Here is a 26,993-nt window from a genome sequence, read left to right as displayed (position 1 = left end):
AAAAATGGAGGAATGTAGTATGTCTCACAAATATGTCTATTTGTTTTCCGAAGGCAACGGCAGCATGAGAGAATTGCTGGGCGGCAAGGGCGCAAATTTGGCCGAGATGACCAACTTGTGCATGCCCGTTCCCCAGGGGTTCACCATTACCACCGAGGCCTGCACCCGTTACTATGAGGACGGACAGGTCATCGCCCCTGAGATTCAAGCCCAGATTTTAGAATATATTGAAAAGATGGAAGAGATCACCGGCAAGAAGTTCGGCGATCACGAGAATCCCCTGCTGGTCTCCGTCCGCTCCGGCGCCCGGGCCTCCATGCCCGGTATGATGGACACCATTTTGAACCTGGGCCTCAACGAGGACGTGGTTCAGGTCATGGCCGAAAAGTCGGGCAACCCCCGCTGGGCCTATGACTGCTATCGCCGCTTCATCCAGATGTACTCCGACGTGGTCATGGAAGTGGGCAAGAAGTACTTTGAAGAACTGATCGACGAGATGAAGCACGCCCGGGGCGTCACCCAGGACGTGGAGCTCACCGCCGACGACCTGAAGGAGCTGGCTGAACAGTTCAAGGCCGAATATAAGGAGAAGGTGGGTAAGGACTTCCCCACCGATCCCAAGGAGCAGCTGATGGGCGCCGTCAACGCCGTGTTCCGCTCCTGGAACAACCCCCGCGCCATCGTCTACCGCCGCATGAACGACATTCCCAGCTCTTGGGGCACCGCCGTCAACGTGCAGGCCATGGTATTCGGTAACATGGGCGACAACTGCGGCACCGGCGTGGCCTTCTCCCGCAATCCCGCCACCGGTGAAAAGAAGATCATGGGCGAGTTCCTGGTCAATGCCCAGGGCGAGGACGTGGTGGCCGGCGTACGTACCCCCATGCCCATCAGCCAGATGGCCGAGAAGTTCCCCGAGGCCTACATCCGCTTCGAGGCCGCTGCCAAGGCCCTGGAGGACCACTATCACGACATGCAGGACATGGAGTTCACCGTGGAAAACGGCAAGCTGTACATGCTCCAGACCCGCAACGGCAAGCGCACCGCTACCGCTGCTCTGAAAATCGCCTGTGACCTGGTGGACGAGGGTCAGATCACCGAACAAGAGGCTGTTCTGATGATCGACGCCCGCAATCTGGACTCCCTGCTCCACCCCCAGTTTGATCCCGAGGCTCTGAAAAACGCCAGCCCCATCGGCACCGCTCTTCCCGCCTCTCCCGGCGCCGCCTGCGGCCGCATCGTGTTCACCGCCGAGGACGCCAAGGAGTGGGCCAGCCGCGGTGAGCCCGTGGTTCTGGTCCGTCTGGAGACCAGCCCTGAGGACATCGAAGGCATGGCCGCCTCCCAGGGCATTCTCACCGTCCGTGGCGGTATGACCTCCCACGCCGCCGTGGTAGCCCGTGGCATGGGCACCTGCTGCGTCTCCGGTTGCGGCGCTATCAAAATGGACGAGGTCAACCGCCAGTTTGAGCTGGCTGGCAAGGTCTATCGTCAGGGCGACTGGCTGAGCCTGGACGGCTCCACCGGTAACATTTACGGTCAGGCTCTGCCCACCGTGGACGCCGCCATCGGCGGCGAGTTTGGCCGCATCATGGCCTGGGCCGACAAGTACCGCCGCCTCCAGGTGCGCACCAACGCCGACAACCCCAGAGACGCCCGTCAGGCCATGAAGTTTGGTGCCCAGGGCATCGGCCTGTGCCGCACCGAGCACATGTTCTTTGAGGGTGAGCGCATCCTGGCCATCCGGGAAATGATCTGCTCCGATACCACTGAGCAGCGTGAAAAGGCCCTGGCCATTCTGGAGCCCATGCAGCAAGGTGATTTTGAGGCCATGTATGAGGCCATGGAGGGCAATCCCATCACCATCCGCTTCCTGGATCCCCCCCTCCATGAGTTTGTTCCCACCGACGAGCCGGACATCCAGCAGCTGGCCAACGCCATGTTCAAGAGTGTATCCGACATCAAGGCCATCATCGCCAGCCTCCACGAGTTCAACCCCATGATGGGTCACCGTGGCTGCCGTCTGGACGTGACCTATCCCGAAATCGCCCGGATGCAGACCCGCGCCGTCATCAAGGCCGCTCTCAACGTCCAGGCCAAGCATCCGGAGTGGAACATTGTGCCTGAGATCATGATCCCCCTGGTGGGCGAGGTCAAGGAGCTGGCCTACGTCAAGAGCGTGGTGGTGGAGACCGCCGACCAGCTTATCCGTGACTCCGGCACCAACCTGCAGTACAAAGTGGGTACCATGATCGAGATTCCCAGAGCCGCCCTCACCGCCGATGAGATCGCCAAAGAGGCCGACTTCTTCTCCTTCGGTACCAACGACCTGACCCAGATGACCTTCGGCTTCTCCCGTGACGACGCCGGCAAGTTCCTGGAGTCCTACTATGACAAGAAGATCTACGAGTTTGATCCCTTCCAGCGCCTGGATCAGGTGGGCGTAGGCCGTCTAGTGAAGATGGCCGCCACCCTGGGCCGTGAGACCAAGCCGGGTCTGAAGCTGGGCGTGTGCGGTGAGCACGGCGGCGAGGCCTCCTCGGTGCAGTTCTTCCACAACGTGGGTCTGGACTATGTCTCCTGCTCCCCCTTCCGGGTGCCCATCGCTCGTTTGGCTGCGGCACAGGCAGCCATTCGCAATCCAAACTAATTAAAAGACAAGCAAACCGGCGCACCGCAAAAGCGGTGCGCCGGTTCTTTTACCGTCACATAAGCTTACACAGCTCACGGCTGGAAATCGCGCAAATTTCTGATGTCTGCCTTACTCCTCTTTGGGTTCCTGTGCTTCTTCCGTTTCCGGCTTTCCTCGGTTAAGACAGTAGCGCACAATCTTCATTCCGGCGCTCACAAACCAGGTGGCAGCCCAAATCACATTGATGGCCAGGGCCGTGCCCTCTTTCCCAGACAGAGGCAACAGGGAAATACCGCCAATGACCAACGAGCATACAATGCCCAGGATGGAAACGTTTTTCTGCTTCCAGCCGTCAAAATACAACACCGCCACACAAAAGGCACATATGACCACAAATCCGCCCTGTTCTCCCACGAGATTCATCTCAAACATATCTTTCTCCATCCCTTCGTACCGGCGGCCCCAACGCCCTTCGGGCCGTGCAACCGCTCACTTTTCTGTATTGTAGCATATCTGCTGGTCTATGCAAGTCCTGAATCCCACAAAGTCACAGTCCCCCGGATGTACCATCCGGGGGACTGTGTTTCACACCTCTGCTTTTTGATAATACTGGGCCTGCGCCTGCCACAGCTGGGCGTAAACGCCCTCCGCCTCCACCAACTGCTGGTGGGTGCCTTGCTGGACAATATGGCCGTGGTCAAAGACCACAATGTCGTCGCAGAACTTGCAGGAGGACAGGCGGTGGCTGATATACACCGCCGTCTTGTCTCCGGCGATCTGGTCGAACTTGCTATACACCTCTGCCTCTGCGATGGGGTCCAAGGCGGCGGTGGGTTCGTCCAGGATGATAAAGGGGGTGTCTTTGTAAAGGGCCCGGGAAATGGCGATTTTCTGCGCCTCACCCCCGGAGATCTCCACACCCTTCTTCTCCAAGTCCTTGTAGAGATAGGTGTCCAGCCCCTGGTCCATCTTCTCCACCCGGTCCATGATTCCCGCCTGGGTGAGGCACTGGGCCACCCGCTCCCGGTCGTATTGGGTACGTCCCGCCACATTCTGACCTAAGGGAAGCGCCAACAGGTGGAAGTCCTGGAACACCACCGAGAACAAAGCGATATAATCCGGGTACTGGTATTTGCGGATGTCGATGCCATTTAACAGGATTTCTCCCTCGGTGGGGTCATAGAGGCGGCACAAGAGCTTGATAAAGGTGGACTTGCCGCTGCCGTTCTCCCCCACCACTGCCAGGCGGCTACCCACCTGGAATTTCAGGTTGACATGGCGCAGGGCCCAGGCCTCGCTGTCCGGGTAACGGAAGGAGACGTCCCGAAACTCTACCTGATAGTTGCGGTCGGAGCGTTTTTCTGTGGTGAGGCTCCCCTGGTACATCTGGTTTTCCACGTCCAGAAATTCCAGGCTCACCGCCAAATACCGGGCATTGCACTGAAGCTCTCCCAAAGTCTCCATCAGACCAGCCACCCCAGCAAAGAGTGTGGTGACCGCGCCCACATACTGGGTGATGCCGTCCACCCCAAAGGCTCCCGCCCAGGATTTCAGGCACACGTACAGGTATACGACGCCGGTGAGGAGGGCCGAGACTCCCTTGCCCGCTGCCGCCCACAGCCCCATGGGGCCTTTGGCCCATCGGGCCAAACGGGACTTCACTCCGAATATGTTGTGCTTTTTCAAATAATACTGGTACACGTTGGGCTGTTGCTCATAAATCCGCATATCCAGCGTCCGATGAGACTCGTTGGCGTAATATCCAAACCGGGAAAAAATCCGGTTTCCCAGCCGCATTTCCTCTCCATTCATACCCCAATAGGCATTGCTGCGGTTGGCGCACACCGGGGAGAGAAAGGCCACCCCCAACATCACCGCCACCATGGCCACTATACACAGTGGGTGGTTCAAAAAAGCCAGGGCATGATTTTGAGGAATTTTTAGGGCCACCAGCCCTCCTGACAACACAATACCCACGATAACCCGGAATATATAGGTCAGACCATCAGAAAAGTACTTCAGCAGATTACACATACCCCAGCAGCCCCAAATAAAATTCTGCCGGATTTGCTCATACAAATCGTAGATTTCTTTCTCTTGCATGAGAGCGTAATCCAAATCCATCATCTTATCCATGTTCAGCTTATCATCCCAGATGTAAGCCTGCTCTTTTTCCCAAGTTACCCAACGAGACAGAGCACCTCCCAGAAGCAACAAGCCAGCGGTGACCCCCAATAGCAGTCCTATCCACCAGGCCAATACTTGGGAATCCCGTCCCTGGGACAGCTCCCCAATGATGCGGGCAGAAAAATAGATGGATGTATACGGAGTCACTGCTGTGACCACCGCCGAAAGAGCCATGGACACCAATAGCGTGGGGCGCAGCTTCCACCAGATACGCCACCCTCGAAAGGTCAGCCGCAGGCTTTCTCTCCAAGACATGGTTTTCTCCATTACAGCTCCCCTCCTTCCTGGTAATACCGGCTCTGGACCTCAAAGAGCTTTGCATACCCGCCGCCCAAATCCAGTAGGGACTGGTGGGTGCCCTCTTCCGCAATGCGGCCATGCTCCAGGTAGAGAATCCGGTCACAGAACCGGGTGGAGGCCAGACGGTGGGAGATGAATAGAGAGCTCTTTCCCTGGGTCATGGAATTGTATTTCATGTAAATGTCGTGCTCCGCTAGGGGGTCTAAGGCAGCAGTGGGCTCGTCCAACACCACCACGGGGGCGTCCCGGTACAGAGCCCGGGCCAGCATCAGCCGCTGCATCTGTCCCCCGGACAGCTCCACACCGTCCTCAAAGACATTGCGGGTCACGGGAGTATCCATCCCCCGAGGCAGGGCTTCCACCGCCTGGGTCAGTCCCGCCCGTTCTAGACAGCGTGCCACCCGCTCCCAGTCGATGCTCTCTGCTCGCTGAGCCACATTCACTGCTACGCTAGTGTCCAGCACGGAAAACTCCTGGAACACGGCGGAAAACAGGTGATAGTATTCTCTGCGGTTGTAGGTGCGGATGTCCACCCCGTTGAGACGGACACTTCCCTCAGTTGGGTCCAAAAAACCGCACAGCAACTTGACCAAGGTGGTCTTGCCCGCTCCGTTCAAGCCTACGATGGCCACCTTCTCTCCCGGATGGAGGGTAAAGGACAAATCAGAGATGGTGTCCTTCTCAGCCCCGGGATAACGGTAGGACACATGGTCCAGCTTGATTTCACAGTCCTTTAAGCCTTGGGGCAGCGGCGCTCCCTCCTCAAAGGCGAAGGGCTCCGGCCACTCCAAAAATTCCCGCAGGGTGGACAGTTCCAGACTATGGCGATGAAGGTTGGAGAACTGCTCCATAATCCCTTTCACCCATTGGGCAAAGCCGCTGATGGCAGCAAAATACAACAGGAACTGAGATACTGGAAGTCCCTGGGTCAGGGTCAGCCAGATCAGGTAGGCATAGGCCCCCCCATTGCGCAGCAGAGTGAGCAGGGCATCCACCACATAAGTGAGAAAGTACACACGCTCCCGTCGGGTCAAAAACGCCCGATAGGCCCCCATGGCACTATCAAACACATCTTCCAACCAGGGCCGCAGACCAAAAATGCGAATATCTTGGGCATACTCCCGCCTGGTGGCCACTTGTTTCACATACTGAATGGTGGTCATGCTGGCAGCCCGCTCCTCCCGATGGCGGTAGCCCCAGCCCTGTAAATGTTCGTTGACCAGAAATCCCACCGCTGTGGTGAGGATAATCAGAGCCACCATCCAACCACTGAGCCCCGTGAGCAAAAGCAGGTATACCACAAAACCCAGGACATTGGTCAAAATATCCGTCCAGGTAGTCCAAATGGCCTCTGCTGCATCTGCATTGCTGTTGGTGGTACGATGAGCCAGATTTTCATACCGTCGAAACTGAGTATCCAACAAGTTTTCAAAGGAGGTCCCCGTCACCTTACGGGAAATTCTCCCCACGATTTCTTCTCGGACCTCCACCCGCCCAAAGACGGCGTTGGCATTCAAGTAGCTCTTCCCGCCCCACAACAGCAACAGGGCCAGGGTAAACACCCCGATGGTGGCCAGCAGCTGAGAAAGCGGCACATGCCCCTCCACCTGGCCCAGCACCACGGGGACAAAGAGCATTTCCACCACCGTAGCCCCGGCGGTAGCTACCGCCAACAGCAGGCAGATGAGCAATACCGAGGGGCAGTTGTCCCACGCTGCCCGCACAAAGTAGGCGGTATTCTTCCACATGTTATATGTGGGCTTTTTCTTCTTCTCCTTCATGTTCTCACCTCACCAGTACCCTATCACAAAAATTCGCCCCCGGAGTGATCCGGGGACGAATAGCAAATCTGGGGTGTTGAATTGCACCTCACAGCTGTGGAATTAAAATCTCGGTGGTAAAGGCCCCCGCCTCACTGTTGCGGCTGAGGTAGCCGTCCAGGCGCTCCACAATGTCATCCATGCGCACCAATCCGAAGCCGTGGCCCTCCCCCTTGGTGGTGCGGAAGCCCTTGCCCACCTTGGAAAGCTTGCCCGTGGCAGTGAAGTTGGTGAAGGAGATGTACAGCTGGGTGCCCTTCATGTCCATATACACCCGGATGAGCCGCTCCTGGGGCGGCAGAGCCAAGCTGGCCTCCATGGCGTTATCAAAGAGGTTGCCCAGAATGACACATAGGTCCAGCTCGGACATGGTGAGCCTCACCGGGATGTGGGCATCCACATGTACCGGGATATCCCGGGCCTTGGCCAGGGATATTTTACTGTTCAAAATGGCGTCTGCCATGGCGTTGCCCGTCTTCACCACTGTGTCCACGGTGTTCAAGTCCGTGTCCAGCAGGTCCAGATAGGACCGGATGGCCTCCAAATCCCCCTGGGCAGCGTAGGCCTTCATAGTCTGGATGTGGTTGCGGTAGTCGTGCCGCCACCCCCGCATCTGCCGGTACATGTTCTCCACCTCTTGGTAGTGGGTGTCCAGCAGTTCCCGCTGGTAGTTCTCCAGCTTCTCATTCACCCGTTTGGATAGAAACCCCATGGCGACCTCCTCAACTGTGGGCGATGATGGCCCGGTTCAGCCCTTCATAGGCACCCCGGGGCAGAGGCAGTACGCTGCCGTCGGAGAGCACCACCTGGGTTTTGGTCACCCGGCGCACCACCTCTAGATTCACCACCATGGAGCGTCCCAGACGGTGAAACCGCCCGTCCAGGGCCTCCTCCAGGCGGCTGAGGGTGGACTTGGTGGTGTAGTCCCCTTTGGCATGTACCGTCACATAGTTGCGGCACACCTCCAGGTAGCGAATTTCTCCCAGGGGGATGCGCACCATCTCGCCCCCTTGCTCCAAGGTCAGCACCCGCTCCCGCCGGCGCACCTTGTCCACTGCCCGGTCCAGAACACCCCGCAGCTTGTCCCCATTTACGGGTTTGAGCAGGTAGTGGAGGGCAGCCACCTCGTACCCTTCCGCGATGTAGTCGGAATACCCAGTGATAAAGACAATCTGGACGTCCTGGTTGTCCCGGCGGATCTCCTTGGCCATGCTCACACCGTCCACCTGTCCCATCTCAATGTCCAATAAAAGAAGGTCAAACCGCTTTTCCTCGGCGTAGCGGAACAAAAAGCTCTCCGCTGAGGGGAACTTTTCCACATGGAGGGCAATGTCCCGCTCCTGAGCCCAGGCGGACAGGAAGGTTTCCACATAGGCGGCATCGGTTTGACTGTCGTCACAGATGCCAACACGTAGTTCCATCTTCCATTCCCTCCCCTGTTTTTTCTTACTTGCTCTCCCCTGTATTGCGGAAGGCAAAGAACCGCTGACCGGCGTAGTTGAGCACCACAAACAGGCCTGCACCCACCAGCATGGTCAGATTGCCCTGCATCTGCTGGCTCAGCGGCATGCCAGACAGAACCACCGCCACCGCGGGCTTGGCAATGCCGTAGGCCAGCACCCAGCACACAGCAATGCTCAGCACAAACCGAGCTACGACCTTCCAACCTCGCTCTGCGTTGCGGAAGGTAAAGTGCTTATTGAGAAAATAGCTGACCACACTACCCACAATGTAGTTGGCCGCTGAGGACAGCCAATAGCCCAGATCACCCCAGGTGTGCAGCCCCGCCAGGTTGTACAGGGCGAACATTACCCCGAAGCCCACCGCTGTATTGAGAACGCCCACCATCAAAAAACGGATAAAGGTGCCTTCAAACAGTTTCTTCACACAATTCTCTCCTTTTGTGCAAAAAAAGGGCAAGCACCGGGCTTGCCCCTTTTTCGTAATCATTGGAATTAGGCCAGTGTAGCCTTCACAGCCTGAGCCAGCTCACCCAGAGCAGCGCGGCTGGTATCGTCCAGAGCGGAACGGATGGTAACCACCTGGTCCATCACAGTGATGTTCTTCAGCTGATCCAGAGCGGCACGCATCTCCTTGGCGGCCAAGGGAGCCCAAGTGCCATTCTCCACCAGAGCCACGGTGCGGTTCTGGAAGGCCTTGGTCTTCAGGCGATAGAGGAAGGTAGCCATGGGAGTAAACACAAAGTTATCGTAAGTAGCAGCAGCCAGCACCATATTGGTGTACTGGAAAGCCTTGGCCACAGCCTTAGCCCAGTCCTCCCGGGTCAGGTCGATGGCTTCCACCTTCACGCCCTCTGCCTTCAGCATCTCCACCAGCTCCAGAGCGGCCTTGGCGGTGTTGCCGTGGATGGAGGCATAGGCCACCAGCACGCCCTTCTCCTCAGGCTGATAGCTGCTCCACAGATTGTACTTCTCCAGAGCCAAACCAATGGCATCTCCGGTGAGCACAGGACCATGGAGAGGAGCAACCACAGCGATATCCAGGCCAGCAGCCTTTTTCAGCAGAGTCTGCACCTGGGGACCGTACTTGCCCACAATGTTCAGGTAGTAGCGGCGGGCTTCCTCCACCCACTCGGTCTCGGGGTTGCCGTCACCGAAGCGGCCAAAGCCGTCGGCGGAGAAGAGCACCTTCTCGGTGGCCTCATAGGACACCATGGCCTCCGGCCAGTGGACCATGGGAGCCATCACAAAGGTGAGGCTGTGTCCGCCCAGATCCAGCACGTCCCCTTCCTTGACCACCACAGCGCGGTCCGTATAGTCCACACCGGTGAACTGCTTGAGCATGGGGAAGGTCTTGGCGTTGCCCACCAGCTTCATCTCAGGATAACGCTGGGCCAACTGGGCCACACTACCAGCATGGTCCGGCTCCATGTGATGGACCACCAGATAGTCGGGCTGACGATCACCCAGCACCTCGTCCAGGTTGGACAGCCACTCGTCCGTCTTGCGGGGGTCTACCGTGTCCAGAATCGCCACCTTCTCGTCCACAATCACGTAGGAGTTGTAGGTAACACCCTGGGGCACCACGTACTGGCTTTCAAACAAATCAATATCGGCATCAAAGCAGCCGACCCGGTAAATGGAAGTCGAATTGAGCAGTTGATTCACAGTGTCCACACCTCTTTTTTCTTTATCCCGACTATTTTACTATGAAATTTGAAAAACGTCAAGGAACTTTTTCCACAATTTCGTGCAGAGCAGTTATTTCCAATTTGTAAATACTCCCACCCTTGCGTCCTTCTCTCCTTGACTTTGTTCTTTAGGTCTGCTAGAATTTAATTGCAAAAATGATATTAGGGGTTTTTGTTTATGAGTTTCAAAATTATTGTTGATAGTTGCTGTGACCTCAGCCCCGAACTGCTCAAGTCCGGCATTTTCCATAGTGTTCCCCTGACCATCTATGTGGGTGAGGCCGAGTTCCGGGACGACGACACTCTGGTACCTCAAACTCTGGTGGATGCCATGGCCATGTGTCAGGATGCCTCCCACACCGCCTGTCCTTCTCCGGCGGACTATTTGGACGCCTTTGAGGCGGTGGACGGCGACATCTATGTGGTCACCCTCTCTGCCCTGCTCTCCGGCTCCCACAACAGCGCCTGGCAGGCAGCCCAGATGTTCGTGGAGGAACACCCCGAGCGGAACATCCGGGTGTTCAATTCCTGTTCCGCCTCTGCCGGCGAAACCCTCATTGCTTTGAAAATCTCTGAGCTGGCCTCCTCCGGCCTTCCCTTTGCCCAAGTGGTCTCCCAGGTGGAGAAGTATATCACCGAGATGAACACCCTCTTTGTCCTGGAAACCCTGGACATGCTGCGCAAGGCCGGCCGTCTGACCCGGGTGCAGTCTCTGGTCACCGGGGCTTTACGGGTGAAACTGGTGATGGGCTCCACCCCTGAGGGGGAGATCAAAAAGCACACCCAGGCCTTGTCCATGAAGCAGGCTCTGAACAAGCTGGTGGACGTCATTGCCGCCGACGAGAAGCACAAGGGCAAAGTGCTGTGCATTGCCCACTGCCTGTGCCGAGAAAGAGCCGAGTACCTGCGCATGTTGATTTTGAAATCCTGTCAGGTGGCCGACGTCATTATCACGGAGACCCGGGGGATCAGCTCCTTCTATGCCAACAACGGCGGCGTGGTGGTAGCCTACTGACATCAAGACGAGAAAGGAGCGATTCCCATGGATCACCCCTCCAAGCGTGACCAGCGGCGCGCCCTATTTTTCCGGCGTTGGCTCTACTGGGTGCTCATCACCATCTTGGTGTTGTGCGTCATCGGGTTGGGGGTCAATCTGGCATCCTGGCTCGGCATTTAATTTCACAATCCAAAAAGCCCTCTGTCAAGCTTCCGGTTGACAGAGGGCTTTTTATGTAGATTACTCTATATGATTTACGCTGTGGTGATACACCACCATGGACACTCCGACATCCTGCACCAGGATATCGCTGGGCAATCTGGAAAACAGATAGGTGACATACAGATCTCCCGCTGCCCCGGATAAGTTGGCGATCTGGATGAAGTAAATCCCCCAAAAATGCTGGATGCCCACCACAGAGTTGAGAACCAGCAATACTGCCCCCAAGACTACCACAGGGGCCAGCGCAATGATGAGATAGGCACGTTTTTCAAAATAGTCTTGGCTCCCGGCATAGGCATACAGCCCAGTAAAGCCGTACTTCACGGTGCGAGAACCAAAATACTTCATGCACATACCATGCACCAGTTCATGCAAGACGATGTAGACCACCGTCCCCACCGACATAAGAAGCAGGTTCATGCCAAGGAATATCGTGGTAATGGGAACTAGCAGATTGCCGATAGCGACCAACACAATCAAGATCACCAGCCCAAACCCATTGACCAGCAATGCTAATTTTTTGTCCTTTTGTATATCAATGGACAGAATTTCACCGTAACCAGCGGGAAGTTTCGTCACACATTTCACAGGCTGTTCCCCATTCCCATAGAATCTAACAGAGCTACTTGTAAAAGAAAAGGATCTTAAATGCAATTAAGCATCAAGATCCTTTTCTGGCGCGGAAGGAGGGATTTGAACCCTCGCGCGGCTTTAGACCGCCTACTCCCTTAGCAGGGGAGCCCCTTCGGCCTCTTGGGTACTTCCGCAGACCGAATAAAAGTAAATATAAAATTGGCGGAGAGGGTGGGATTCGAACCCACGGCCCTTTCGAGTCACTAGTTTTCAAGACTAGCTCCTTAAACCACTCGGACACCTCTCCATAAAGGAGCTTGCAGCCCAAATGCAAGAGTTATCTTACCATAGGCTTCCCATTCTGTCAAGTCTTATTTGGCAATTTCTCCAACCATTTTCCCCCACCTTTGTTCCTTGACAAACACGCTTTGTTACGCTAAAATATCATCAAGTCAAAGGCTACGATGGGAAGAAGACGCAGAAGACCTTCTTCAGAGAGCCGGTGGGTGGTGCAAACCGGTGGATGTCCCTGCGTGTATACTGGACCCGGAGCCGCCGTTCTGAACCCTTTGTGCAGTAAGGACGGACGGGTGATCCCGTTACAGGTCAAGGCCTTGTTGGAGGTCGTGAGCGTACACAGGTAACTGTGGACGGAATTAGGGTGGTACCGCGTATTTTACGCCCCTGACATTTTGCGTCGGGGGCTTTTCTCATACCACGAGCTGTTCAAAGGAGGAACTTCCCCATGAATTTGAAACCAGGTTTTCAAAAGTATATCCCCTTCCAGCCTCAACCCATCACCAACCGCACCTGGCCGGACAAGGTGCTGACCCATGCCCCGGTGTGGTGCTCAGTGGATCTGCGAGACGGAAACCAGGCCCTCATTGACCCCATGAACCTGCAGGAAAAGCTGGAATACTTCCACACCCTGCTGGACATCGGCGTGAAAGAAATCGAAATTGGCTTTCCCTCCGCTTCTGAGACGGAATACGAAATCTGCCGGGAACTCATTGAGGGTGGCCACATTCCCGATGATGTCACCATTCAGGTGCTGGTGCAAGCCCGGGAGCACCTGATCCGCCGCACTTTTGAGGCCATCCGTGGGGCCAAGAATGTGATTCTCCACTTCTATAACTCCACCTCCACCTTGCAGCGCAAGGTGGTGTTCGGCATGGACTGCGCAGGCATCACCAAAATTGCCACGGACGCCGCCGACCTCATTTATGAAATGGCCCAGCCCGTCATTGAGGGGGGCACCAACCTGCGCTTTGAGTACTCCCCCGAGTCCTTCATGGGCACTGAGATGGACTATGCCGTGGAAATCTGCGCCGCTGTGCTGGACCACCTCCACGCCACGGCAGAAAATCCCGTCATTTTGAACCTGCCCACCACCGTGGAAAACTGCATGCCCAACCAGTTTGCCGACATGCTGGAGTACTTCATCCGTAATCTGCCTGGCCGGGAACGGGCCATCATCTCCCTGCATCCCCATAACGACCGGGGTACTGGCGTGGCCACCACCGAGTTGGGCCTGCTGGCTGGGGCTGACCGCGTGGAGGCCACCCTATTCGGCAACGGCGAGCGCACCGGCAACGTGGACATGGTTACCCTGGCCATGAACATGTGGACCCAGGGCATCGACCCCCAGCTGGACTTCCACAACATCAACAAAATCCGGGACATGTACGAGCGCTGCACCAAGATGAAGATTGGCGAGCGTCAGCCCTACGTGGGCGAGCTGGTGTTCACCGCCTTCTCCGGCAGCCACCAGGACGCCATCAACAAAGGCTATCACTACATGCAGGACAGCGGCACCGACATGTGGGAAGTGCCCTATCTGCCCATTGACCCCGCGGATGTGGGGAGAGAATATGAACCCATCATCCGCATCAACTCCCAGTCCGGCAAGGGCGGCGCCGCCTTTGTCATGCAGCAGAGCTTCGGCTATGACCTGCCCAAGGCCATGCACGCGGAGTTTGGCGCAGTGGTGCAAAAGGAGTCCGACCGGGTGGGCAAAGAGCTCAAGCCCGAGCAGATTTTCCACCTCTTCGACCAGGAGTATCTGTCCGTGCCCAAGACCTATCAGCTGGAGCGCCACAGCTTCCAGGAGGATGCCCGCCATGGCGATGCCAGCTGGGTGACCTTCGAGGGCGAGGTAAGCTACAAAGGTCAAAGCATGGAAGTCTGGGGTGAGGGCAACGGCCCCATCGACGCCTTCTTCAACGCCCTGCACAATCTGCCTGTGGCCCCCATCGACGGCTATCAGTTCGTAGACTACAAGGAACACGCCATCTCCTCCGGCTCGGACACCCAGGCCGTGTGTTACATCCATTTGAAGGCCCCCAACGGTCAGGATGTGTTCGGTGTGGGCAAGAGCCACAACATCAACCGGGCCTCTCTGCGGGCCATTCTCTGCGCCATCAATCGTTATCTGCGTGATTAAAAGGAGGATCTCCCCATGCATCAAGTTGCGTTTATCGGCTGCGGCAACATGGGCTCTGCCCTGGCCCGGGCGGCCTGCCGCAGTCTGGACCCCCAGCAGGTGATGTTAGCCAACCGCACCCTGGCCAAAGCGGAAGCTCTGGCCCAGGAGCTGGGCTGCCGGGTGGCCCAGGACAACGGGCAGGCTATCCAAGAGGCCGATTACATTTTCCTGTGCGTCAAGCCCTACCTGCTCTCACCTGTGCTGGCTGAGTTGGCCCCTGTATTGGAGCAGTCCCAAGGTAAGGTGCTCATCTCGGTGGCTGCCGGGGTGACCCTGGACACCTTGCGCTCCTTCCTCCCCGCTCAGGCTCAAACCACGCCCCTGCTACGGCTGATGCCCAATACCTGTGTAGAGATTGGACAGGGCATGTCCGCCCTGTGCGCCGATCCCTCTGCTTCTCAGGAACACGTCCAGGCCGTCCAAGCGATTCTCTCCCGCTCCGGTCGAGTGGATCTGGTGGATGAGGCCAACATGGACGCCTTTACCTCGGTGGCTGGATGCGGCCCCGCCTTTGTCTACCCCTTCATTGAAGCTCTGGCCGACGGCGGAGTAATGGTGGGTCTTCCCCGCAAGCAGGCCATGGAGTACGCCGCCCAGATGATGCTGGGGGCTGCGGCCATGGTGCTGGAGACGGGCCAACACCCCGGCGCGCTGAAAGACGCCGTGTGCTCCCCCGGCGGGTCCACCATTGCCGGTGTGGCCGCTTTGGAGGCCAATGGCCTGCGCCACGCTGCCATCCAGGCTGTGCTGGCTGCCTATGAAAAGAACAAGCAGTTGGGCAAACAATAAATCAAATACGCCCCCTCCGGCTGCGCCGGAGGGGGCGTTGACATTCTTATTCCTGATCCCAGTTGTGGTAGATGTTCTGGATGTCGTCGTTGTCCTCCATGATGTCGATCATCTTCTCCATGTTCTGGATGTCCTTGGCATCGGTGAGGGTGACGTAGTTCTGGGGCACCATCTCCACCTTGGCAGAGGCGAAGGTGTAGCCCTTCTCCTCCATGGCAGCCACCACGGTGGCGAAGGAGTCGGGATCGGTGTAGATGGTGAAGCACTCCTCTTCGGGCTCGAAATCGGCAGCGCCGCAGTCCAGAGCGTCCATCATCACGGTGTCCTCATCCAGGTCCTCCCGCTCGATGATGAGCACGCCCTTCTGGTCAAAGGACCAGGACACACAGCCGGTGGCACCCAGGTTGCCGCCGAACTTGTCGAAGTAGTGGCGCACCTCGGAAGCGGTGCGGTTGCGGTTGTCGGTGAGGGCCTCCACGATGACAGCCACGCCGCAGGGACCGTATCCCTCATAGGTGATGGCCTCGTAGTCGTTGGAGTTGCCGGAGCCCAGGGCCTTCTCAATGGTGCGCTTGATGTTGTCGTTGGGCATGTTGGCCGCTCTGGCCTTGGCAATGACGGTGGCCAGACGGGAGTTGTTGTTGGGGTCGCCGCTGCCGCCGGTCTTCACGGCCACGATCAGCTCACGGGCGATCTTGGTAAAGGTCTGAGAGCGCTTGGCATCTGCCGCGCCCTTGGTCTTTTGAATGTTATGCCACTTGGAATGTCCGGACATGAAAAAATCGTTCCCTTCGTTCTATAAATTCCTAATTGCCCCGTTTGATGGGGTGCGAAACACGTTTACAGGTTAGTATACCATGGTATTCTCCTCTTTTCAAGGCTTTCCCAACATAATCCAGCCGCTTTTTTATGAAAAAAGCCCTTGACAATTTCCTACCCCAGTGGTATATTATCTTTACAGTTAGCGAAAGCTAACTCGTGCAAATCTCCTTCCTCCATGTTTCGAACCAAAGAGCTGAGCAGTCCGCACATAAGTGCGGACTGCTCTCTTTTTCAGATGAAATTCGCATGGATTCCAGAATATACTACGGTTTTTTGTGGGAGTTGCCGCTTCCATATTATTTATAAAATGTGTATACTGGATTACGTGTTTGTAAATAAGCAAAATTTTGAAGCAAAGGAGAATCGGAGTATGATCAGACTTCTGGCAAAATCCATTCGAGAGTACAAACGAGATGCGCTATTGACCCCCCTGTTTGTCACTCTGGAAGTCATCATCGAATGCATCATCCCCTTCCTCACGGCCAATCTGGTTTGGGAAATCCAACATGGCTGTGAGCTGTCCACCATCATCCGCTACGGTGTGATCCTCATGGTGTTGGCGGGCTTTTCCCTGTTTTTCGGACGAATCGCAGGCACCACCGCCGCATCCGCATCGGCCGGATATGCCCGAAATTTGCGCCGGGATATGTTCTACAACATTCAGAACTTCTCCTTTGCCAACATTGACCGCTTTTCCACCTCTTCCCTGGTCACTCGTATGACCACCGACGTGACCAACGTGCAGATGGCCTTTATGATGATCATCCGGGGCGCCATTCGCTTCCCCCTGATGCTGGTATTTTCCTTTATCATGGCCTACATCATGGGTGGCTCCATGGCCTTCATCTTCCTGTTCACCATCCCGGTGCTGGCCATTGGTCTGGCCATCATCATCTGCAAGGTACATCCCCTATTTGTCAAGGTGTTCCGCAAGTACGACACCCTGAACAACTCCATCCAGGAAAACGTACAGGCCATGCGGGTGGTAAAGTCCTATGTGCGAGAGGATTTTGAGAAGGAAAAATTCTCCGTGGCCGCCGAGGACGTGTGCCGGGACTTCACCCGTGCTGAGCGCATCATGGCCTTTAACTCTCCCCTCATGCAGTTCTGTCTGTATTCTGCCACCTGCCTCATCCTGGGTCTGGGCGCCTACTTCATCATTAGCACTCAGGGCGTGGCCCTCACCGTTGGCAAGCTGTCCTCCTTGTTTGTGTATAGCTTTCAGATTCTGGTGAGCTTGATGATGCTGTCCATGGTGTTCGTGATGATCACCATTTCTGCTGAGTCCGCTCACCGTATTGTGGAGGTGCTCCAGGAGCGCAGCACCATTACCAGCCCTGCCAACGCCGTGATGGAAGTCAAGGACGGCTCCATCGACTTTGATGGCGTGGACTTCAAGTACTCTGCCGACGCTGAGCGCGATGCTCTGTCCCAGATCAACCTGCACATCCGCTCCGGCGAGACGGTGGGTATTCTGGGCGGCACCGGCTCCTCCAAGTCCTCCCTCATCCAGCTCATCCCCCGTCTGTACGACGCCACCCAGGGCACCGTGCGCGTGGGCGGCGTAGATGTGCGGGACTACGACTTGGATAGTCTGCGCAACGCCGTGTCCGTGGTGCTGCAAAAGAATGTGCTGTTCTCCGGCACCATCAAGGAAAACCTGCGCTGGGGTAACCCGGATGCCACCGACGAGGGGATCATGGAGGCCTGCCGTCTGGCCCAGGCCGACGAGTTTATCCAGCTCTTCCCCGACATGTACGACACCTACCTGGAGCGTGGCGGCGTCAACGTCTCCGGCGGCCAGAAGCAGCGTCTGTGTATCGCCCGGGCTCTTCTGAAAAAGCCCAAGATCCTCATTCTGGATGACTCCACCTCTGCCGTGGACACCAAGACCGATGCCCTCATCCGCAAGGCCTTCCGGGAGTTCATCCCCGACACCACCAAGATCATTGTGGCTCAGCGCGTGGCCTCGGTGCAGGACGCCGACCGCATCCTCATCATGGACGGCGGACGCATCGTGGCTATGGGCAATCACGAAGAGCTGATGAAGACCAGCCCCATCTACCAGGAAGTTTACGAGTCTCAGAACAAAGGAGGACAAGACGATGAAGCCTAACGGACCCATCAATCGCAAAGGCACCTTTGTCCGCCTGCTGCGTACCCTTTTTGAGTTTTTCCCCGTGCTTATGCCGGTCTCTCTGGTGTGTATCCTGTTCAGCGCTATTGTTGGTAGTTTGCCCACCGTCTTTATGCAGAAGATCATTGCGGTCATCGAGACCAACTGGCAGACTGGTAACTGGGCCGCTGCCGCCCCTGAGATCCTGCGCCTGGTGGCCATTCTGGGCACCATGTACGGCCTGGCCCTCATCTCCACCATTGTTTGGACCCAGCTGATGGCGGTCATCACCCAGGGTCTGTTGAAAAAACTGCGTGTAAAGATGTTTGACGGCATGCAGAACCTGCCCCTGCGCTACTTCGATACCAATGACCACGGCGACATCATGAGCCACTACACCAACGACATCGACACCCTGCGCCAGATGGTGGCCCAGAGCTTCCCTCAGCTGCTGTCCATGATCGTCACCATTCTGGCCGTGCTGGTCATCATGCTCTATTACAGCTTCTGGCTGAGCCTGGTCATTCTTCTGGGCTCCCTGGTGATGGTGAAGTTCACCCGCTCCATTGGCGGAAAGTCCGCCTCCTTCTTCCAGCGGCAGCAGAAGTCCCTGGGCAAAGTGGAGGGCTTTGTGGAAGAGCTGATGGACGGCCAGAAGGTGGTCAAGGTGTTCTGCCACGAGGCGGAAACCTGTGCCGACTTTGACCGTCTCAACGACGCTCTCATGTCCGATTCCAAGCAGGCCAACACCTACGCCAACACCCTCATGCCCATTCTGATGAACACCGGCAACTTCATCTATGCCCTGGTGGCCATTGTGGGCGGCATCCTCCTCATCACCCACGCCCCCAACCTGAGCTTTTCCGGCATGGCCTTCAGCATCAGCATTGCCGTTCCCTTTCTCAACATGACCCGACAGTTCACCGGTACCATCGGTCAGGTGTCCCAGCAAATCAACCTGGTGGTCATGGGTATGGCCGGTGCTCACCGCATCTTCGAGCTCATGGACGAGGAGCCTGAGGTGGACGAGGGCAATGTGACCCTGGTCAACGTCCAGGAAGAGCAGGACGGCTCTTTGAAGGAGGTCCCCTACCGCAGCAACGTCTGGGCCTGGAAAGTACCCCAGGAGGACGGCTCCTTCCACTACACCCGCCTCACCGGGGATGTGCGCTTCGAGCACGTGGACTTCGGCTATGTACCCCAGAAAACCGTCCTTCACGACATCTCCCTCTTTGCCAAGCCTGGCCAGAAGGTGGCCTTCGTAGGTGCCACCGGTGCTGGTAAAACCACCATCACCAACCTCATTAACCGTTTCTACGACATCCACAACGGCCGCATCCTCTACGATGGCATTGACATCATGACCATTCGCAAGGCAGACCTGCGCCGCTCCCTGGGCATCGTGCTCCAGGATACCAACCTGTTCACTGGCACCGTCATGGACAACATCCGTTACGGTCAGCTGCAGGCCACCGACGAGGAGTGTATCGCCGCTGCCAAGCTGGCAGGCGCCCACGACTTCATCACCCGGCTGCCCCACGGCTACAATACCATGCTCACCAGCAACGGCGCCAACCTCTCTCAGGGTCAGCGTCAGCTGTTGGCCATTGCCCGCGCTGCGGTGGCCGATCCCCCGGTGATGATTCTGGACGAGGCTACCTCCTCCATCGACACCCGCACTGAGGCCATTGTCCAAAAGGGCATGGATGCTCTGATGTATGGCCGCACCGTGTTTGTCATCGCCCACCGGCTGTCCACGGTGAAGAACTCCAACGCCATCATGGTGCTGGAGCAGGGCCGCATCATCGAGCGCGGCAGCCACGACGACCTCATCGCCCAGAAGGGCAAGTACTACCAGCTGTACACCGGCGCGTTCGAGCTGGAATAAGCCGCACAAACAAAAAAGCCGTTCTCCCATGGGAGAACGGCTTTTTCTATTTAGGTCAAAAGCATCCGGTCGTTGTCCAGCTGCTGACCGGTGCCCGCTTTGAACTGCTCCAGGAGATCTTGGACGGTCATGCCATCTCTCTGCTCCCCTTCCACGTCCAGAACCACCTTTCCCTCGGCCATCATCAGGGTACGGTTGCCCAGCTCCAGGGCCTGGGTCATGTTGTGGGTGACCATCAGGCAGGTGATGTGGTCCCGGGCCACAATGTCCCGGGTCAGCTTCAACACCTGATCCGCCGTGGCGGGGTCCAAGGCGGCGGTGTGTTCATCCAGCAACAGCAGCTGGGGCGGCACCAGGGTAGCCATGAGCAAAGTCAAAGCCTGCCGCTGTCCGCCGGACAACAGCCCCACCGGGTGGCCCATGCGGTCCTCCAGCCCCATGCCCAGCAGGCTCAGGTGATCTCGGAACATGGCCCGGTCCTTCTTGCTGATGCGGCTAAAGGGAGCGTTGCCCCGGGAGGAACGCAGATAGGCCAGAGCCAAATTCTCCTCGATGGTCATATTCGGTGCAGTGCCTTTGAGTGGGTCTTGGAACAGCCGTCCAATGGTGCGGCTGCGCTTATGCTCCGGCAAATAGGTGATGTCCCTACCACCCAAGGTGATGGTGCCCTCGTCCACGTAGAACACTCCGGAGATGGCGTTGAACAAGGTAGATTTTCCCGCTCCGTTGGAACCAATGATGGTGATGAAATCCCCGTCCTTCACCTCCAAGGAGAGGTTGGAGAGGGCCGTTTTCTCATTGATGGTACCGGGATAAAAGGTTTTGGAAATTCCCTGTATGCTCAGCATTTATCGGTTCCCTCCCTTTCTGGCCATGGCCTTTTTCTGTTGGAATGCCACCCAGTTGCGCAGGGTGGGAGCTGCAATGGCCAAGCCCACAATGATGGCGGTGACCAACTTCAAGCACTCTACCGGCACCGCCTTGGTGTAGAGCACGATGGCGTAAATGAGGCGGTAGACCATAGAACCCAAAATCACAGCGATGGCTCCCTTGAGAATGGTGCGACGGCCCAGCAGGGTCTCGCCGATGATGAGGCAGGCCAGGCCGATGACCACAATGCCGGTACCGCCGTTGATGTCTGCGGTGCGCTGGTACTGGCCCACCATAGCCCCAGACAGGGCGGTGAGAGCGTTGGCAATGCACAGGCCCACGGTGATGGTAAAGGTGGGGTTTACCGAGGAGGCCCGCACCATATCTCGGTTATCACCGGTGGCCCGGATGGACAGGCCCAGGCGGGTGCCCAAAAACAGCACCAGCAGCACCGCCATGAGGATGGTCACACCCCCAGCCAGCACCGTTTCATACCAGGTGCCGCCAATCCCAGTGGCTCGGAACAGAGAGAAGATGGTGTCATCTTTCAAGAGGCTCACATTGGAGCTCCAACCCATCACCATCAAGTTCACGGTATACAGCCCCGTGTTGGTGACGATGCCCGCCAAAATGGAGGGCACACCCAGGCGGGTCTGCAAAAAAGCGGTGACGAAACCCGCACAGGCTCCCGCCACCATGGCCGCCGGAATGGCCAAAATGGGGTGACCGGCCGCGGTCACCGTCACCGACACCGCCGCCCCCAGCACAAAGGCCCCGTCAGTGGTCAAGTCGGCAATGTCCAAAATGCGATAACTCAAAAACAAAGCCATGGCCACCAGAGCATACAAGAACCCCAGTTCCAAAGCCGTCTGTACAATGTAAAGCATGCGCTCAACTCCTCACGACCCCGTGGGTCATGGAGCATCCATGACCCACGGGGTATTCTGGTTTATTCCTGGGTGGTGGTCACTTCCACCAGCGTTCCCATGTCTGCAAAGATCTGAGGATCAATGCCCAAGGTCTTGGCGGTCTCGGTGTTGACAGTGATGAGGCCGCCGTCCATGTAATACACGTCATCCATGCCGTCCATGCCCTCAGTGATAGCCTGATAGGCCAGGTCTGCGGTACGGGCGCCCAGATCGGTGTAGTTCACGCCGCACGTGGCAAAGGCTCCGTTGCGCACAAAGGAGTCTGCCCCGGTGTAGTGGGGGATGCCTGCCTTGGCCAGCTGCTCATAGATGGCCAGCTCTGCGGACATCACCACGTTGTCGGTGGGGGTGAAGATGGCGTCCACACCAGCGGCCACCAGAGCAGAGGCAGCAGCGATCACCTCGTCATTGGTGTTGCCCGTCTGCTCCACATAGGAGATACCCTTACTGTCCAGGTACTTTTTGGCCTCCTGAATGGGGGTTTCCGAGTTGCCCTCCGACAGAGAATACAACAGCCCCACCTTCTTGGTGTCGGGATTCTGCTTGAGCATCATATCCAAAATCAAACTGGTCTCCAGGGCATCGCTGGTACCGGTGACGTAATCGATGCCGGTCAAGTCCTCCCCTTCGGGGTCGGACACAGCGGCGTATGTCACGGGAGTCTGGGTATCCTGGGCACACAGGGCCATCACCTGGGCGGCGGTAGTACCGATGGGAATGATGGCATCCACTCCATCCACAATGGCCTGATCCCCCACCTGCTTGAGCACGGTTTGATCGTTTTGCCCGGAGTATACCTCGTACTCAATGGTCACATTCTCTTTGGCTGCAATGGCGTCCAGCTGGCCGGTAATGGCCTTGGCGATTTCATCCATAGAGGCGTGATCCAACTGTTTGACCACGGCCACCTTGTAGCTGTCGTCCTTCTTCTTGCCACCCGCTCCACAGGCACACAGGCTCAGCAACATGGTCCCCGCTACGGCACTAGCGGCAAATCGACGGATGATCTGGTTGTTTTTCATGGTGTTTTCCTCCATTTTTTAAATTTGAGTGGCAGATGTTTTTCCGCTTTGCCAAGGCCGAAAAATGAAAAAAGCCTCTGCCCCACATGGGACAAAAGCTCAGCTTCTGCGATACCACCCAAATTGACGCCAAACGACGCCCACTCGCTTACGCATACCATCATATGCGCCCCTTCTGATAACGGGTGGGGTACCCGTCGGCTCCTACTTGGTCTCCCGTTCGGTCCGCCCTCCGAAGTCCATTCCCCTAGCTGCTCCCCGCCCCGCTCCCACCGCCCGGGACTCTCTGAAGGTTCGCTACACTGGGTACTACTCTCCGTCACTGGTTTGTCGAGATGTACTTGTTGTAGCCATTATACGCACCCACCCCCGGGTTGTCAACCCCTTTGGCAAAAATATTTTTATCACGCTAACGTGATACAACAGTTGAGCTAGTGGGTTTTCTCCTTGTGGCATGTATGATAGAATGAAGGGAACATGGAGGTGACGAGCATGAAGGAACAGGAACTTGAATTTCTGCTCTACCAACAGGCCTACCAGCTCTCCCCGAAAGATTTCTCTCCCTGGCGTAGGGCGTTGAAGCAGGTGTGCTGGGGGCTGGCCTTGTGGTCCATCACCCTGGACATATTTTACCTCAACTACCTGCTCCCCACCCTGGGTGCCATTCTGCTGTGGCTGGGCCTGCGCAGTCTGCGTCGGCAAAACCGCCCCTTCCATGTAGGCTTTGTACTGAGTTGGGTGTTATCTCTATACCATGTGTTGATTGTGGCTGCACTGGCCACCCCCGCCACCCAAAATGCCCCTCTTCTTCTGGGCCTGAGATGGTTTGGATCTCTCATCACCTGGGGCGTGTATCTGTGTCTGTGGCTGGGGCTGCGGGGAGTGTTCCGTCAAGCGCAACTCCCCCCCAAAAACCGTGCTGCCGGGTGGTTGGTGGTGTGCTATGGACTGCTGATGGCAATGGCCTTTCTCTCCCTCAATCTGCTAATTTTGGTCTTGCCCGTCCTCCTGGTATACATTTTTCTGCTTGTGGGGTTGTATCGCACCCACCGCAGCCTGGACCAGGCGGGGTATGCCGTCCATCCGGCGCCGGTTCGCGTTTCCAACGGATGGGCTGCAGCCACCTGGTTGGGCCTCACCGTTCTGGCGGTGGTAGTACCCCTGTCCCTGTCTCTGCGTCTGCCTTTGCAAGGGGCGGAACCTTTCACCCTCAACACCCAGCAAAGCCAGGTGCGTGGCCAGCTGGAGCAGCTGGGCTTTCCCGCAGAGTTGCTCGTGTTGCTGCCAGACGCCCAGGTGGCCCAGCTGGAGAACGCCACCCAGGTACAGGTAACCACCCAAACCGGTAGCCTAGAATATGCGGACATGTCCAAGCTATCCATGGATATTGTGGAAGTCGCTCTGACACAAACCGGCGATATTCGGGTCTACGCCTTCTTCCATTGGGACTCTCCTCCCAAACAACGTATGCTGGAAGGTTTGTATCTTATCCCCAACATACACGAGCTGGCCGTTTCCCTCTCCATCGACCAGCTCCAGGGCATGTTGTTCTGGGAAGAGAGCGGGCAAACCTTCCAGGCTCCTCTGGGCAACCTGTTTACCTCGCCCCCTGAAATTCAGCTCACCCACGCTTCCCAGGGGTATTCCTACGCAGACCTCACCTTCTCTCTGCCCAAAGATGGGGAACAGATCCGCGGATATGTCTCCTGGACCTTGCATGGCTTTACCATGGCCACCAATCTCAATGCCAAGGTGGTATACCTGCACCAGGAATCCCCCCTCCTCTACCCTTGTAACACCCCTGGCAATCAGTATTTCACCAACTCCTGGAGTAGCATGGGAAGCGCTCCATTTTCTGCTTTGGATCGCCCCCTGCTCATCCAGTACCCTGACATCAGCTCATAATTTCTGGGACATGCAAACATCCCCTCTCCTGTGCATACTCATTGCCAGAGGGAGGGGATGTTGTTATGTTTCGGCTTTTGCGTCTACCGGCGCTGCGGGATTCTCTGGTGACCATCGCTCTGTTGGTCGCCATCGCCGCTCTGGTATCTGCCCCTACACAGGCGGTGGATGGGGCCAAAAATGGGTTGGACCTGTGTTGCAACGTCATCATTCCTTCCCTGTTTCCCTTCTTTGTCCTCTCCTCTATGGCGGTGGATTTGGGGCTGGCTGCCTATCTGGGACGGCTCTTGGAGGGGGTCATACGTCCCCTGTTTCGGGTCAGCGGCAGCTGTGCCATAGCCGTGGTGTTGGGCTTCATTGGCGGCTATCCTCTGGGCGCCAAAACCGCTATAGAGCTGTACCGCCAAGGACTGTGTTCCAAAGTGGAAACAGAGCGATTGCTGGCCTTTTGCAACAACTCCGGCCCTGCCTTCATTCTGGGTGTGGTGGGGGTGGGCGTGTTCGGCAGTAGCGCCATTGGCCTATTGCTCTACGCCTCGCACTGTTTGGCCTCTCTGCTCACCGGCCTCATCTTCCGCTTCTATGGCACGCAGCAGGAAAAGCAAGCCCCTTGCACCCACACCAAACCCATCACCACCACCACCATTCCCGCCGCCTTTACCGGCGGAGTGGTGCGTTCCTTTTCCAGCACCTTAAACATCTGTGCCTTTGTCATTTTCTTCTCCGCCATGCTCCAGCTTTTGGCTTCCTATGGTGCGTTTACTGCCTTTGCCAAGCTGCTGGCCCTGCTGGGGGTCTCCCCCCAAGTGGCTCCTCAGCTGGTAGCGGGACTTTTAGAGCTGACCTCCGGGGTCTCCTCCCTCAGCGGGGCGGCCAACTCCGTGGGCACCATCTCCATGGCCGCCTTCATGTTAGGCTGGGCCGGGTTGTCGGTCCACTGTCAGGTGCTGTGCTTTCTGGTGGATGGCGGGCTCTCCCCCAGAACCTATTTGGCAGGCAAGCTGCTACACGGCATTTTTTCCGCCATCCTCACCTATGCTCTGGTCTCCAAGCTCTCCCTCACCTATCCGGTGTCCTACTATCTGAATTCCCAGACCCAGTCTCTGATTGGTCTGGATTTTGGCCACATTCTCCCTGTCACCCTGGGAATCTCCGCCCTGTGCTGGATCGCCATGGTCTGCTTCTGTCGATATTTGACGGGAAAAAGATGTGGAAAATGAACTGCATATGTTGTATACTGTTAGGGATCTCGGAAAGACAGGAGTTTTACCTATGCTGTTTCAAAAAAACATCGAGCCTCGATGTGCCTATTGTAAAAAGGGGATTTCCCTGGATGAGGAACAAATTCTCTGCTCCCGCAAGGGCGTGGTGGACCCCGGCGGGTCCTGCCGTGGATTTCGATATGATCCCTTGAAGCGCATCCCCAAAAAGCCTGTGGTGGCCAACTTCTCCCGTTGGAAGCAGGAAGATTTCACACTGTGAAAACAGCTCCCCAGAAACGTGAAGTTTCTGAGGAGCTGTTCTTTTTTACTCCGCTTCATTTCGCAGCATAGTGCTCAATGCCCGTTGAGCCCCCGCCACATCCTTGATGTTTTCCAGCACACATACTGGAGCATAGGTACGGCCCTGTGATCCTACGTAGCGGCGGGCAAAGAGGATGCTGGCATTCCCATTTTTGTACCTGCGTATCTTCATGGGAGGCAGATCATCCGGCGTATAGAAGCTCATATCCTCTCCCTCTGCCACAATCAGTCGATAGTTGGTGACATAATACTGGATTTTCCCCTGTGTTCTGGCATGTCGGATGAATCCACCGAAGGTAAAGGAAAGTCCAACGAACAAAAACAGGAACGCAATGAGCCAGACAAGGATGGATGCTTTCCCAGTATAGGCCACCCCCAGAAAGATCAAGGAGAATGCCGTCCAAATGATCCCAAAAGGAACCGTCACGAAGGCATTGGGATCAATCAGCCGTCCCTTTTCCGGCTTTCCTTTCCATAGCACATATTCTCCAGGATCCAGATAAGAGGAATCAAGTACCCATTCCTGCATATGGTTTAACCTCCTTATTTCCCTTTATCTTCTTTATTCTAAGCGCCTACCAAACAAATGTCAATCGCCACAGCGGCAGAAAAAGAAATGAGGACGATCCAAAGATCGTCCTCATTGTGTCGGCACTACCTATCTTCCCAGGCCGTCGCCAGCCAAGTATTTTCGGCGCAAGTGAGCTTAACTGCCGTGTTCGGAATGGGTACGGGTGGACCCTCACTGCAATCAGCACCGAC

General features: G+C 56.7%; 24 protein-coding genes, 2 tRNA genes, 1 rRNA gene and 1 other annotated feature. Of the genes, 10 read left to right on the top strand and 17 right to left on the bottom strand.

Annotated elements, in window-relative coordinates:
- Window positions 1–19: 19 nt before the first annotated feature.
- Window positions 20–2,650, top strand: coding sequence for a pyruvate, phosphate dikinase (gene ppdK, locus B5G37_RS00125; RefSeq protein WP_087252880.1), 2,631 nt, complete (start codon window positions 20–22; stop codon window positions 2,648–2,650).
- Between the two features lie 111 nt (window positions 2,651–2,761).
- Here the strand turns inward: ppdK and B5G37_RS00120 are convergent, their stop codons facing one another.
- The 7 genes from B5G37_RS00120 to B5G37_RS00090 all read right to left on the bottom strand — a co-directional run bounded on the left by B5G37_RS00120 (window position 2,762) and on the right by B5G37_RS00090 (window position 10,067).
- A complete protein-coding gene (locus B5G37_RS00120; protein WP_087252878.1) occupies window positions 2,762–3,064 on the bottom strand; it encodes a hypothetical protein in 303 nt (100 codons plus the stop codon).
- 153 nt (window positions 3,065–3,217) lie between these two features.
- Window positions 3,218–5,086, bottom strand: coding sequence for an ABC transporter ATP-binding protein (locus B5G37_RS00115; RefSeq protein ID WP_087252876.1), 1,869 nt, complete (start codon window positions 5,084–5,086; stop codon window positions 3,218–3,220).
- Window positions 5,086–6,900 (bottom strand): ABC transporter ATP-binding protein, encoded by a 1,815-nt coding sequence (locus B5G37_RS00110; protein WP_087252874.1) that lies wholly within the window; start codon window positions 6,898–6,900, stop codon window positions 5,086–5,088. Before B5G37_RS00110 ends, B5G37_RS00115 begins: the two co-directional genes overlap by 1 nt.
- Window positions 6,901–6,988: 88 nt before the next feature.
- A complete protein-coding gene (locus B5G37_RS00105) occupies window positions 6,989–7,651 on the bottom strand; it encodes an ATP-binding protein (RefSeq protein WP_087252872.1) in 663 nt (220 codons plus the stop codon).
- Window positions 7,652–7,661: 10 nt separating this feature from the next.
- Window positions 7,662–8,360, bottom strand: coding sequence for a LytTR family DNA-binding domain-containing protein (locus tag B5G37_RS00100; protein WP_087252870.1), 699 nt, complete (start codon window positions 8,358–8,360; stop codon window positions 7,662–7,664).
- 25 nt (window positions 8,361–8,385) lie between these two features.
- Window positions 8,386–8,826: a GtrA family protein gene (locus B5G37_RS00095; RefSeq protein ID WP_343229671.1), complete on the bottom strand. Its 441-nt coding sequence runs from the start codon at window positions 8,824–8,826 to the stop codon at window positions 8,386–8,388.
- 68 nt (window positions 8,827–8,894) lie between these two features.
- Window positions 8,895–10,067 (bottom strand): FprA family A-type flavoprotein, encoded by a 1,173-nt coding sequence (locus B5G37_RS00090; RefSeq protein ID WP_087252866.1) that lies wholly within the window; start codon window positions 10,065–10,067, stop codon window positions 8,895–8,897.
- A gap of 201 nt (window positions 10,068–10,268) precedes the next feature.
- Here B5G37_RS00090 and B5G37_RS00085 point away from each other — a divergent pair, with 201 nt between their 5' ends.
- Both B5G37_RS00085 and B5G37_RS15835 read left to right on the top strand, forming a co-directional pair.
- Window positions 10,269–11,105, top strand: coding sequence for a DegV family protein (locus tag B5G37_RS00085; RefSeq protein WP_087252862.1), 837 nt, complete (start codon window positions 10,269–10,271; stop codon window positions 11,103–11,105).
- Between the two features lie 27 nt (window positions 11,106–11,132).
- Window positions 11,133–11,267: a hypothetical protein gene (locus tag B5G37_RS15835; RefSeq protein ID WP_275532967.1), complete on the top strand. Its 135-nt coding sequence runs from the start codon at window positions 11,133–11,135 to the stop codon at window positions 11,265–11,267.
- A 60-nt stretch (window positions 11,268–11,327) separates the two neighbouring features.
- On the opposite strand, the gene B5G37_RS00080 is transcribed toward B5G37_RS15835, so the two are convergent.
- The 3 genes from B5G37_RS00080 to B5G37_RS00070 form a co-directional block, all read right to left on the bottom strand.
- Window positions 11,328–11,897, bottom strand: a complete 570-nt coding sequence (locus tag B5G37_RS00080; protein ID WP_087252860.1) for a DUF3267 domain-containing protein — start codon at window positions 11,895–11,897, stop codon at window positions 11,328–11,330.
- A gap of 87 nt (window positions 11,898–11,984) precedes the next feature.
- Window positions 11,985–12,076: transfer RNA gene (locus B5G37_RS00075), tRNA-Ser, on the bottom strand.
- A gap of 26 nt (window positions 12,077–12,102) precedes the next feature.
- A tRNA-Ser gene (locus B5G37_RS00070) sits at window positions 12,103–12,189 on the bottom strand.
- A gap of 145 nt (window positions 12,190–12,334) precedes the next feature.
- Window positions 12,335–12,571, top strand: a binding site (T-box leader).
- 56 nt (window positions 12,572–12,627) lie between these two features.
- On the opposite strand from B5G37_RS00070, the gene leuA reads away from it, so the two are divergent.
- Together leuA and proC are read left to right on the top strand one after the other, a co-directional pair.
- A complete protein-coding gene (gene leuA, locus B5G37_RS00065; protein ID WP_204217824.1) occupies window positions 12,628–14,325 on the top strand; it encodes a 2-isopropylmalate synthase in 1,698 nt (565 codons plus the stop codon).
- 15 nt (window positions 14,326–14,340) lie between these two features.
- Window positions 14,341–15,156 (top strand): pyrroline-5-carboxylate reductase, encoded by an 816-nt coding sequence (proC, locus tag B5G37_RS00060; RefSeq protein ID WP_087252858.1) that lies wholly within the window; start codon window positions 14,341–14,343, stop codon window positions 15,154–15,156.
- A 46-nt stretch (window positions 15,157–15,202) separates the two neighbouring features.
- Here proC and B5G37_RS00055 read toward each other — a convergent pair whose 3' ends face one another.
- Complete coding sequence (locus B5G37_RS00055; protein ID WP_087252856.1) at window positions 15,203–15,931, bottom strand: YebC/PmpR family DNA-binding transcriptional regulator; 729 nt, start codon at window positions 15,929–15,931, stop codon at window positions 15,203–15,205.
- 417 nt (window positions 15,932–16,348) lie between these two features.
- Between B5G37_RS00055 and B5G37_RS00050 the strand changes: the two genes are divergently transcribed.
- The gene (locus B5G37_RS00050; RefSeq protein ID WP_087252854.1) at window positions 16,349–18,094 is read left to right on the top strand and encodes an ABC transporter ATP-binding protein; all 1,746 of its coding nucleotides are present in this window, start codon (window positions 16,349–16,351) and stop codon (window positions 18,092–18,094) included.
- Complete coding sequence (locus tag B5G37_RS00045; protein WP_087252849.1) at window positions 18,084–19,982, top strand: ABC transporter ATP-binding protein; 1,899 nt, start codon at window positions 18,084–18,086, stop codon at window positions 19,980–19,982. The genes B5G37_RS00050 and B5G37_RS00045 overlap by 11 nt, the downstream gene beginning before the upstream one ends.
- Before the next feature lie 50 nt (window positions 19,983–20,032).
- Here B5G37_RS00045 and B5G37_RS00040 read toward each other — a convergent pair whose 3' ends face one another.
- From B5G37_RS00040 to B5G37_RS15120, 4 genes are all read right to left on the bottom strand, one after another.
- Window positions 20,033–20,830 (bottom strand): ATP-binding cassette domain-containing protein, encoded by a 798-nt coding sequence (locus B5G37_RS00040; RefSeq protein ID WP_087252847.1) that lies wholly within the window; start codon window positions 20,828–20,830, stop codon window positions 20,033–20,035.
- On the bottom strand, window positions 20,831–21,739 hold the full coding sequence (locus B5G37_RS00035; RefSeq protein WP_087252846.1) for an ABC transporter permease: 909 nt from the start codon (window positions 21,737–21,739) through the stop codon (window positions 20,831–20,833).
- 62 nt (window positions 21,740–21,801) lie between these two features.
- The gene (locus B5G37_RS00030) at window positions 21,802–22,803 is read right to left on the bottom strand and encodes an ABC transporter substrate-binding protein (RefSeq protein ID WP_087252844.1); all 1,002 of its coding nucleotides are present in this window, start codon (window positions 22,801–22,803) and stop codon (window positions 21,802–21,804) included.
- Complete coding sequence (locus B5G37_RS15120) at window positions 22,800–22,967, bottom strand: hypothetical protein (protein WP_158099316.1); 168 nt, start codon at window positions 22,965–22,967, stop codon at window positions 22,800–22,802. The genes B5G37_RS00030 and B5G37_RS15120 overlap by 4 nt, the downstream gene beginning before the upstream one ends.
- A gap of 328 nt (window positions 22,968–23,295) precedes the next feature.
- Between B5G37_RS15120 and B5G37_RS00025 the strand changes: the two genes are divergently transcribed.
- The 3 genes from B5G37_RS00025 to B5G37_RS00015 all read left to right on the top strand — a co-directional run bounded on the left by B5G37_RS00025 (window position 23,296) and on the right by B5G37_RS00015 (window position 26,190).
- Window positions 23,296–24,708: a hypothetical protein gene (locus B5G37_RS00025; protein ID WP_087252843.1), complete on the top strand. Its 1,413-nt coding sequence runs from the start codon at window positions 23,296–23,298 to the stop codon at window positions 24,706–24,708.
- Window positions 24,709–24,773: 65 nt separating this feature from the next.
- On the top strand, window positions 24,774–25,928 hold the full coding sequence (locus B5G37_RS00020; RefSeq protein WP_087252842.1) for a nucleoside recognition domain-containing protein: 1,155 nt from the start codon (window positions 24,774–24,776) through the stop codon (window positions 25,926–25,928).
- Between the two features lie 52 nt (window positions 25,929–25,980).
- Window positions 25,981–26,190 carry a hypothetical protein gene (locus B5G37_RS00015; protein WP_087252840.1) on the top strand — a complete coding sequence of 70 codons (210 nt, stop codon included), beginning with the start codon at window positions 25,981–25,983 and terminating at the stop codon, window positions 26,188–26,190.
- A gap of 45 nt (window positions 26,191–26,235) precedes the next feature.
- On the opposite strand, the gene B5G37_RS00010 is transcribed toward B5G37_RS00015, so the two are convergent.
- Both B5G37_RS00010 and rrf read right to left on the bottom strand, forming a co-directional pair.
- Window positions 26,236–26,760, bottom strand: a complete 525-nt coding sequence (locus B5G37_RS00010; RefSeq protein WP_087252839.1) for a hypothetical protein — start codon at window positions 26,758–26,760, stop codon at window positions 26,236–26,238.
- 117 nt (window positions 26,761–26,877) lie between these two features.
- Window positions 26,878–26,993: ribosomal RNA gene (gene rrf / locus B5G37_RS00005) — 5S ribosomal RNA — on the bottom strand.

Origin of the sequence: Pseudoflavonifractor sp. An85, assembly GCF_002161235.1 — a bacterium.
Classification (GTDB): domain Bacteria; phylum Bacillota; class Clostridia; order Oscillospirales; family Oscillospiraceae; genus Enterenecus.
This window is presented reverse-complemented; position numbering and strand designations above follow the sequence as displayed.

Bases quoted from the DNA above. Each gene is read 5' to 3' on its own strand.
- B5G37_RS00045 (WP_087252849.1), top strand. From the start codon at position 18,084: ATGAAGCCTAACGGACCCATCAATCGCAAAGGCACCTTTGTCCGCCTG.
- B5G37_RS00010 (WP_087252839.1), bottom strand. From the start codon at position 26,760: ATGCAGGAATGGGTACTTGATTCCTCTTATCTGGATCCTGGAGAATAT.
- B5G37_RS00110 (WP_087252874.1), bottom strand. From the start codon at position 6,900: ATGAAGGAGAAGAAGAAAAAGCCCACATATAACATGTGGAAGAATACC.
- B5G37_RS00015 (WP_087252840.1), top strand. From the start codon at position 25,981: ATGCTGTTTCAAAAAAACATCGAGCCTCGATGTGCCTATTGTAAAAAG.
- B5G37_RS00105 (WP_087252872.1), bottom strand. From the start codon at position 7,651: ATGGGGTTTCTATCCAAACGGGTGAATGAGAAGCTGGAGAACTACCAG.
- B5G37_RS15835 (WP_275532967.1), top strand. From the start codon at position 11,133: ATGGATCACCCCTCCAAGCGTGACCAGCGGCGCGCCCTATTTTTCCGG.
- B5G37_RS00050 (WP_087252854.1), top strand. From the start codon at position 16,349: ATGATCAGACTTCTGGCAAAATCCATTCGAGAGTACAAACGAGATGCG.
- B5G37_RS00100 (WP_087252870.1), bottom strand. From the start codon at position 8,360: ATGGAACTACGTGTTGGCATCTGTGACGACAGTCAAACCGATGCCGCC.
- B5G37_RS00120 (WP_087252878.1), bottom strand. From the start codon at position 3,064: ATGTTTGAGATGAATCTCGTGGGAGAACAGGGCGGATTTGTGGTCATA.
- B5G37_RS00030 (WP_087252844.1), bottom strand. From the start codon at position 22,803: ATGAAAAACAACCAGATCATCCGTCGATTTGCCGCTAGTGCCGTAGCG.
- leuA (WP_204217824.1), top strand. From the start codon at position 12,628: ATGAATTTGAAACCAGGTTTTCAAAAGTATATCCCCTTCCAGCCTCAA.
- B5G37_RS00085 (WP_087252862.1), top strand. From the start codon at position 10,269: ATGAGTTTCAAAATTATTGTTGATAGTTGCTGTGACCTCAGCCCCGAA.
- ppdK (WP_087252880.1), top strand. From the start codon at position 20: ATGTCTCACAAATATGTCTATTTGTTTTCCGAAGGCAACGGCAGCATG.
- B5G37_RS00020 (WP_087252842.1), top strand. From the start codon at position 24,774: ATGTTTCGGCTTTTGCGTCTACCGGCGCTGCGGGATTCTCTGGTGACC.
- B5G37_RS15120 (WP_158099316.1), bottom strand. From the start codon at position 22,967: ATGATGGTATGCGTAAGCGAGTGGGCGTCGTTTGGCGTCAATTTGGGT.
- proC (WP_087252858.1), top strand. From the start codon at position 14,341: ATGCATCAAGTTGCGTTTATCGGCTGCGGCAACATGGGCTCTGCCCTG.
- B5G37_RS00025 (WP_087252843.1), top strand. From the start codon at position 23,296: ATGAAGGAACAGGAACTTGAATTTCTGCTCTACCAACAGGCCTACCAG.
- B5G37_RS00055 (WP_087252856.1), bottom strand. From the start codon at position 15,931: ATGTCCGGACATTCCAAGTGGCATAACATTCAAAAGACCAAGGGCGCG.
- B5G37_RS00040 (WP_087252847.1), bottom strand. From the start codon at position 20,830: ATGCTGAGCATACAGGGAATTTCCAAAACCTTTTATCCCGGTACCATC.
- B5G37_RS00115 (WP_087252876.1), bottom strand. From the start codon at position 5,086: ATGGAGAAAACCATGTCTTGGAGAGAAAGCCTGCGGCTGACCTTTCGA.
- B5G37_RS00035 (WP_087252846.1), bottom strand. From the start codon at position 21,739: ATGCTTTACATTGTACAGACGGCTTTGGAACTGGGGTTCTTGTATGCT.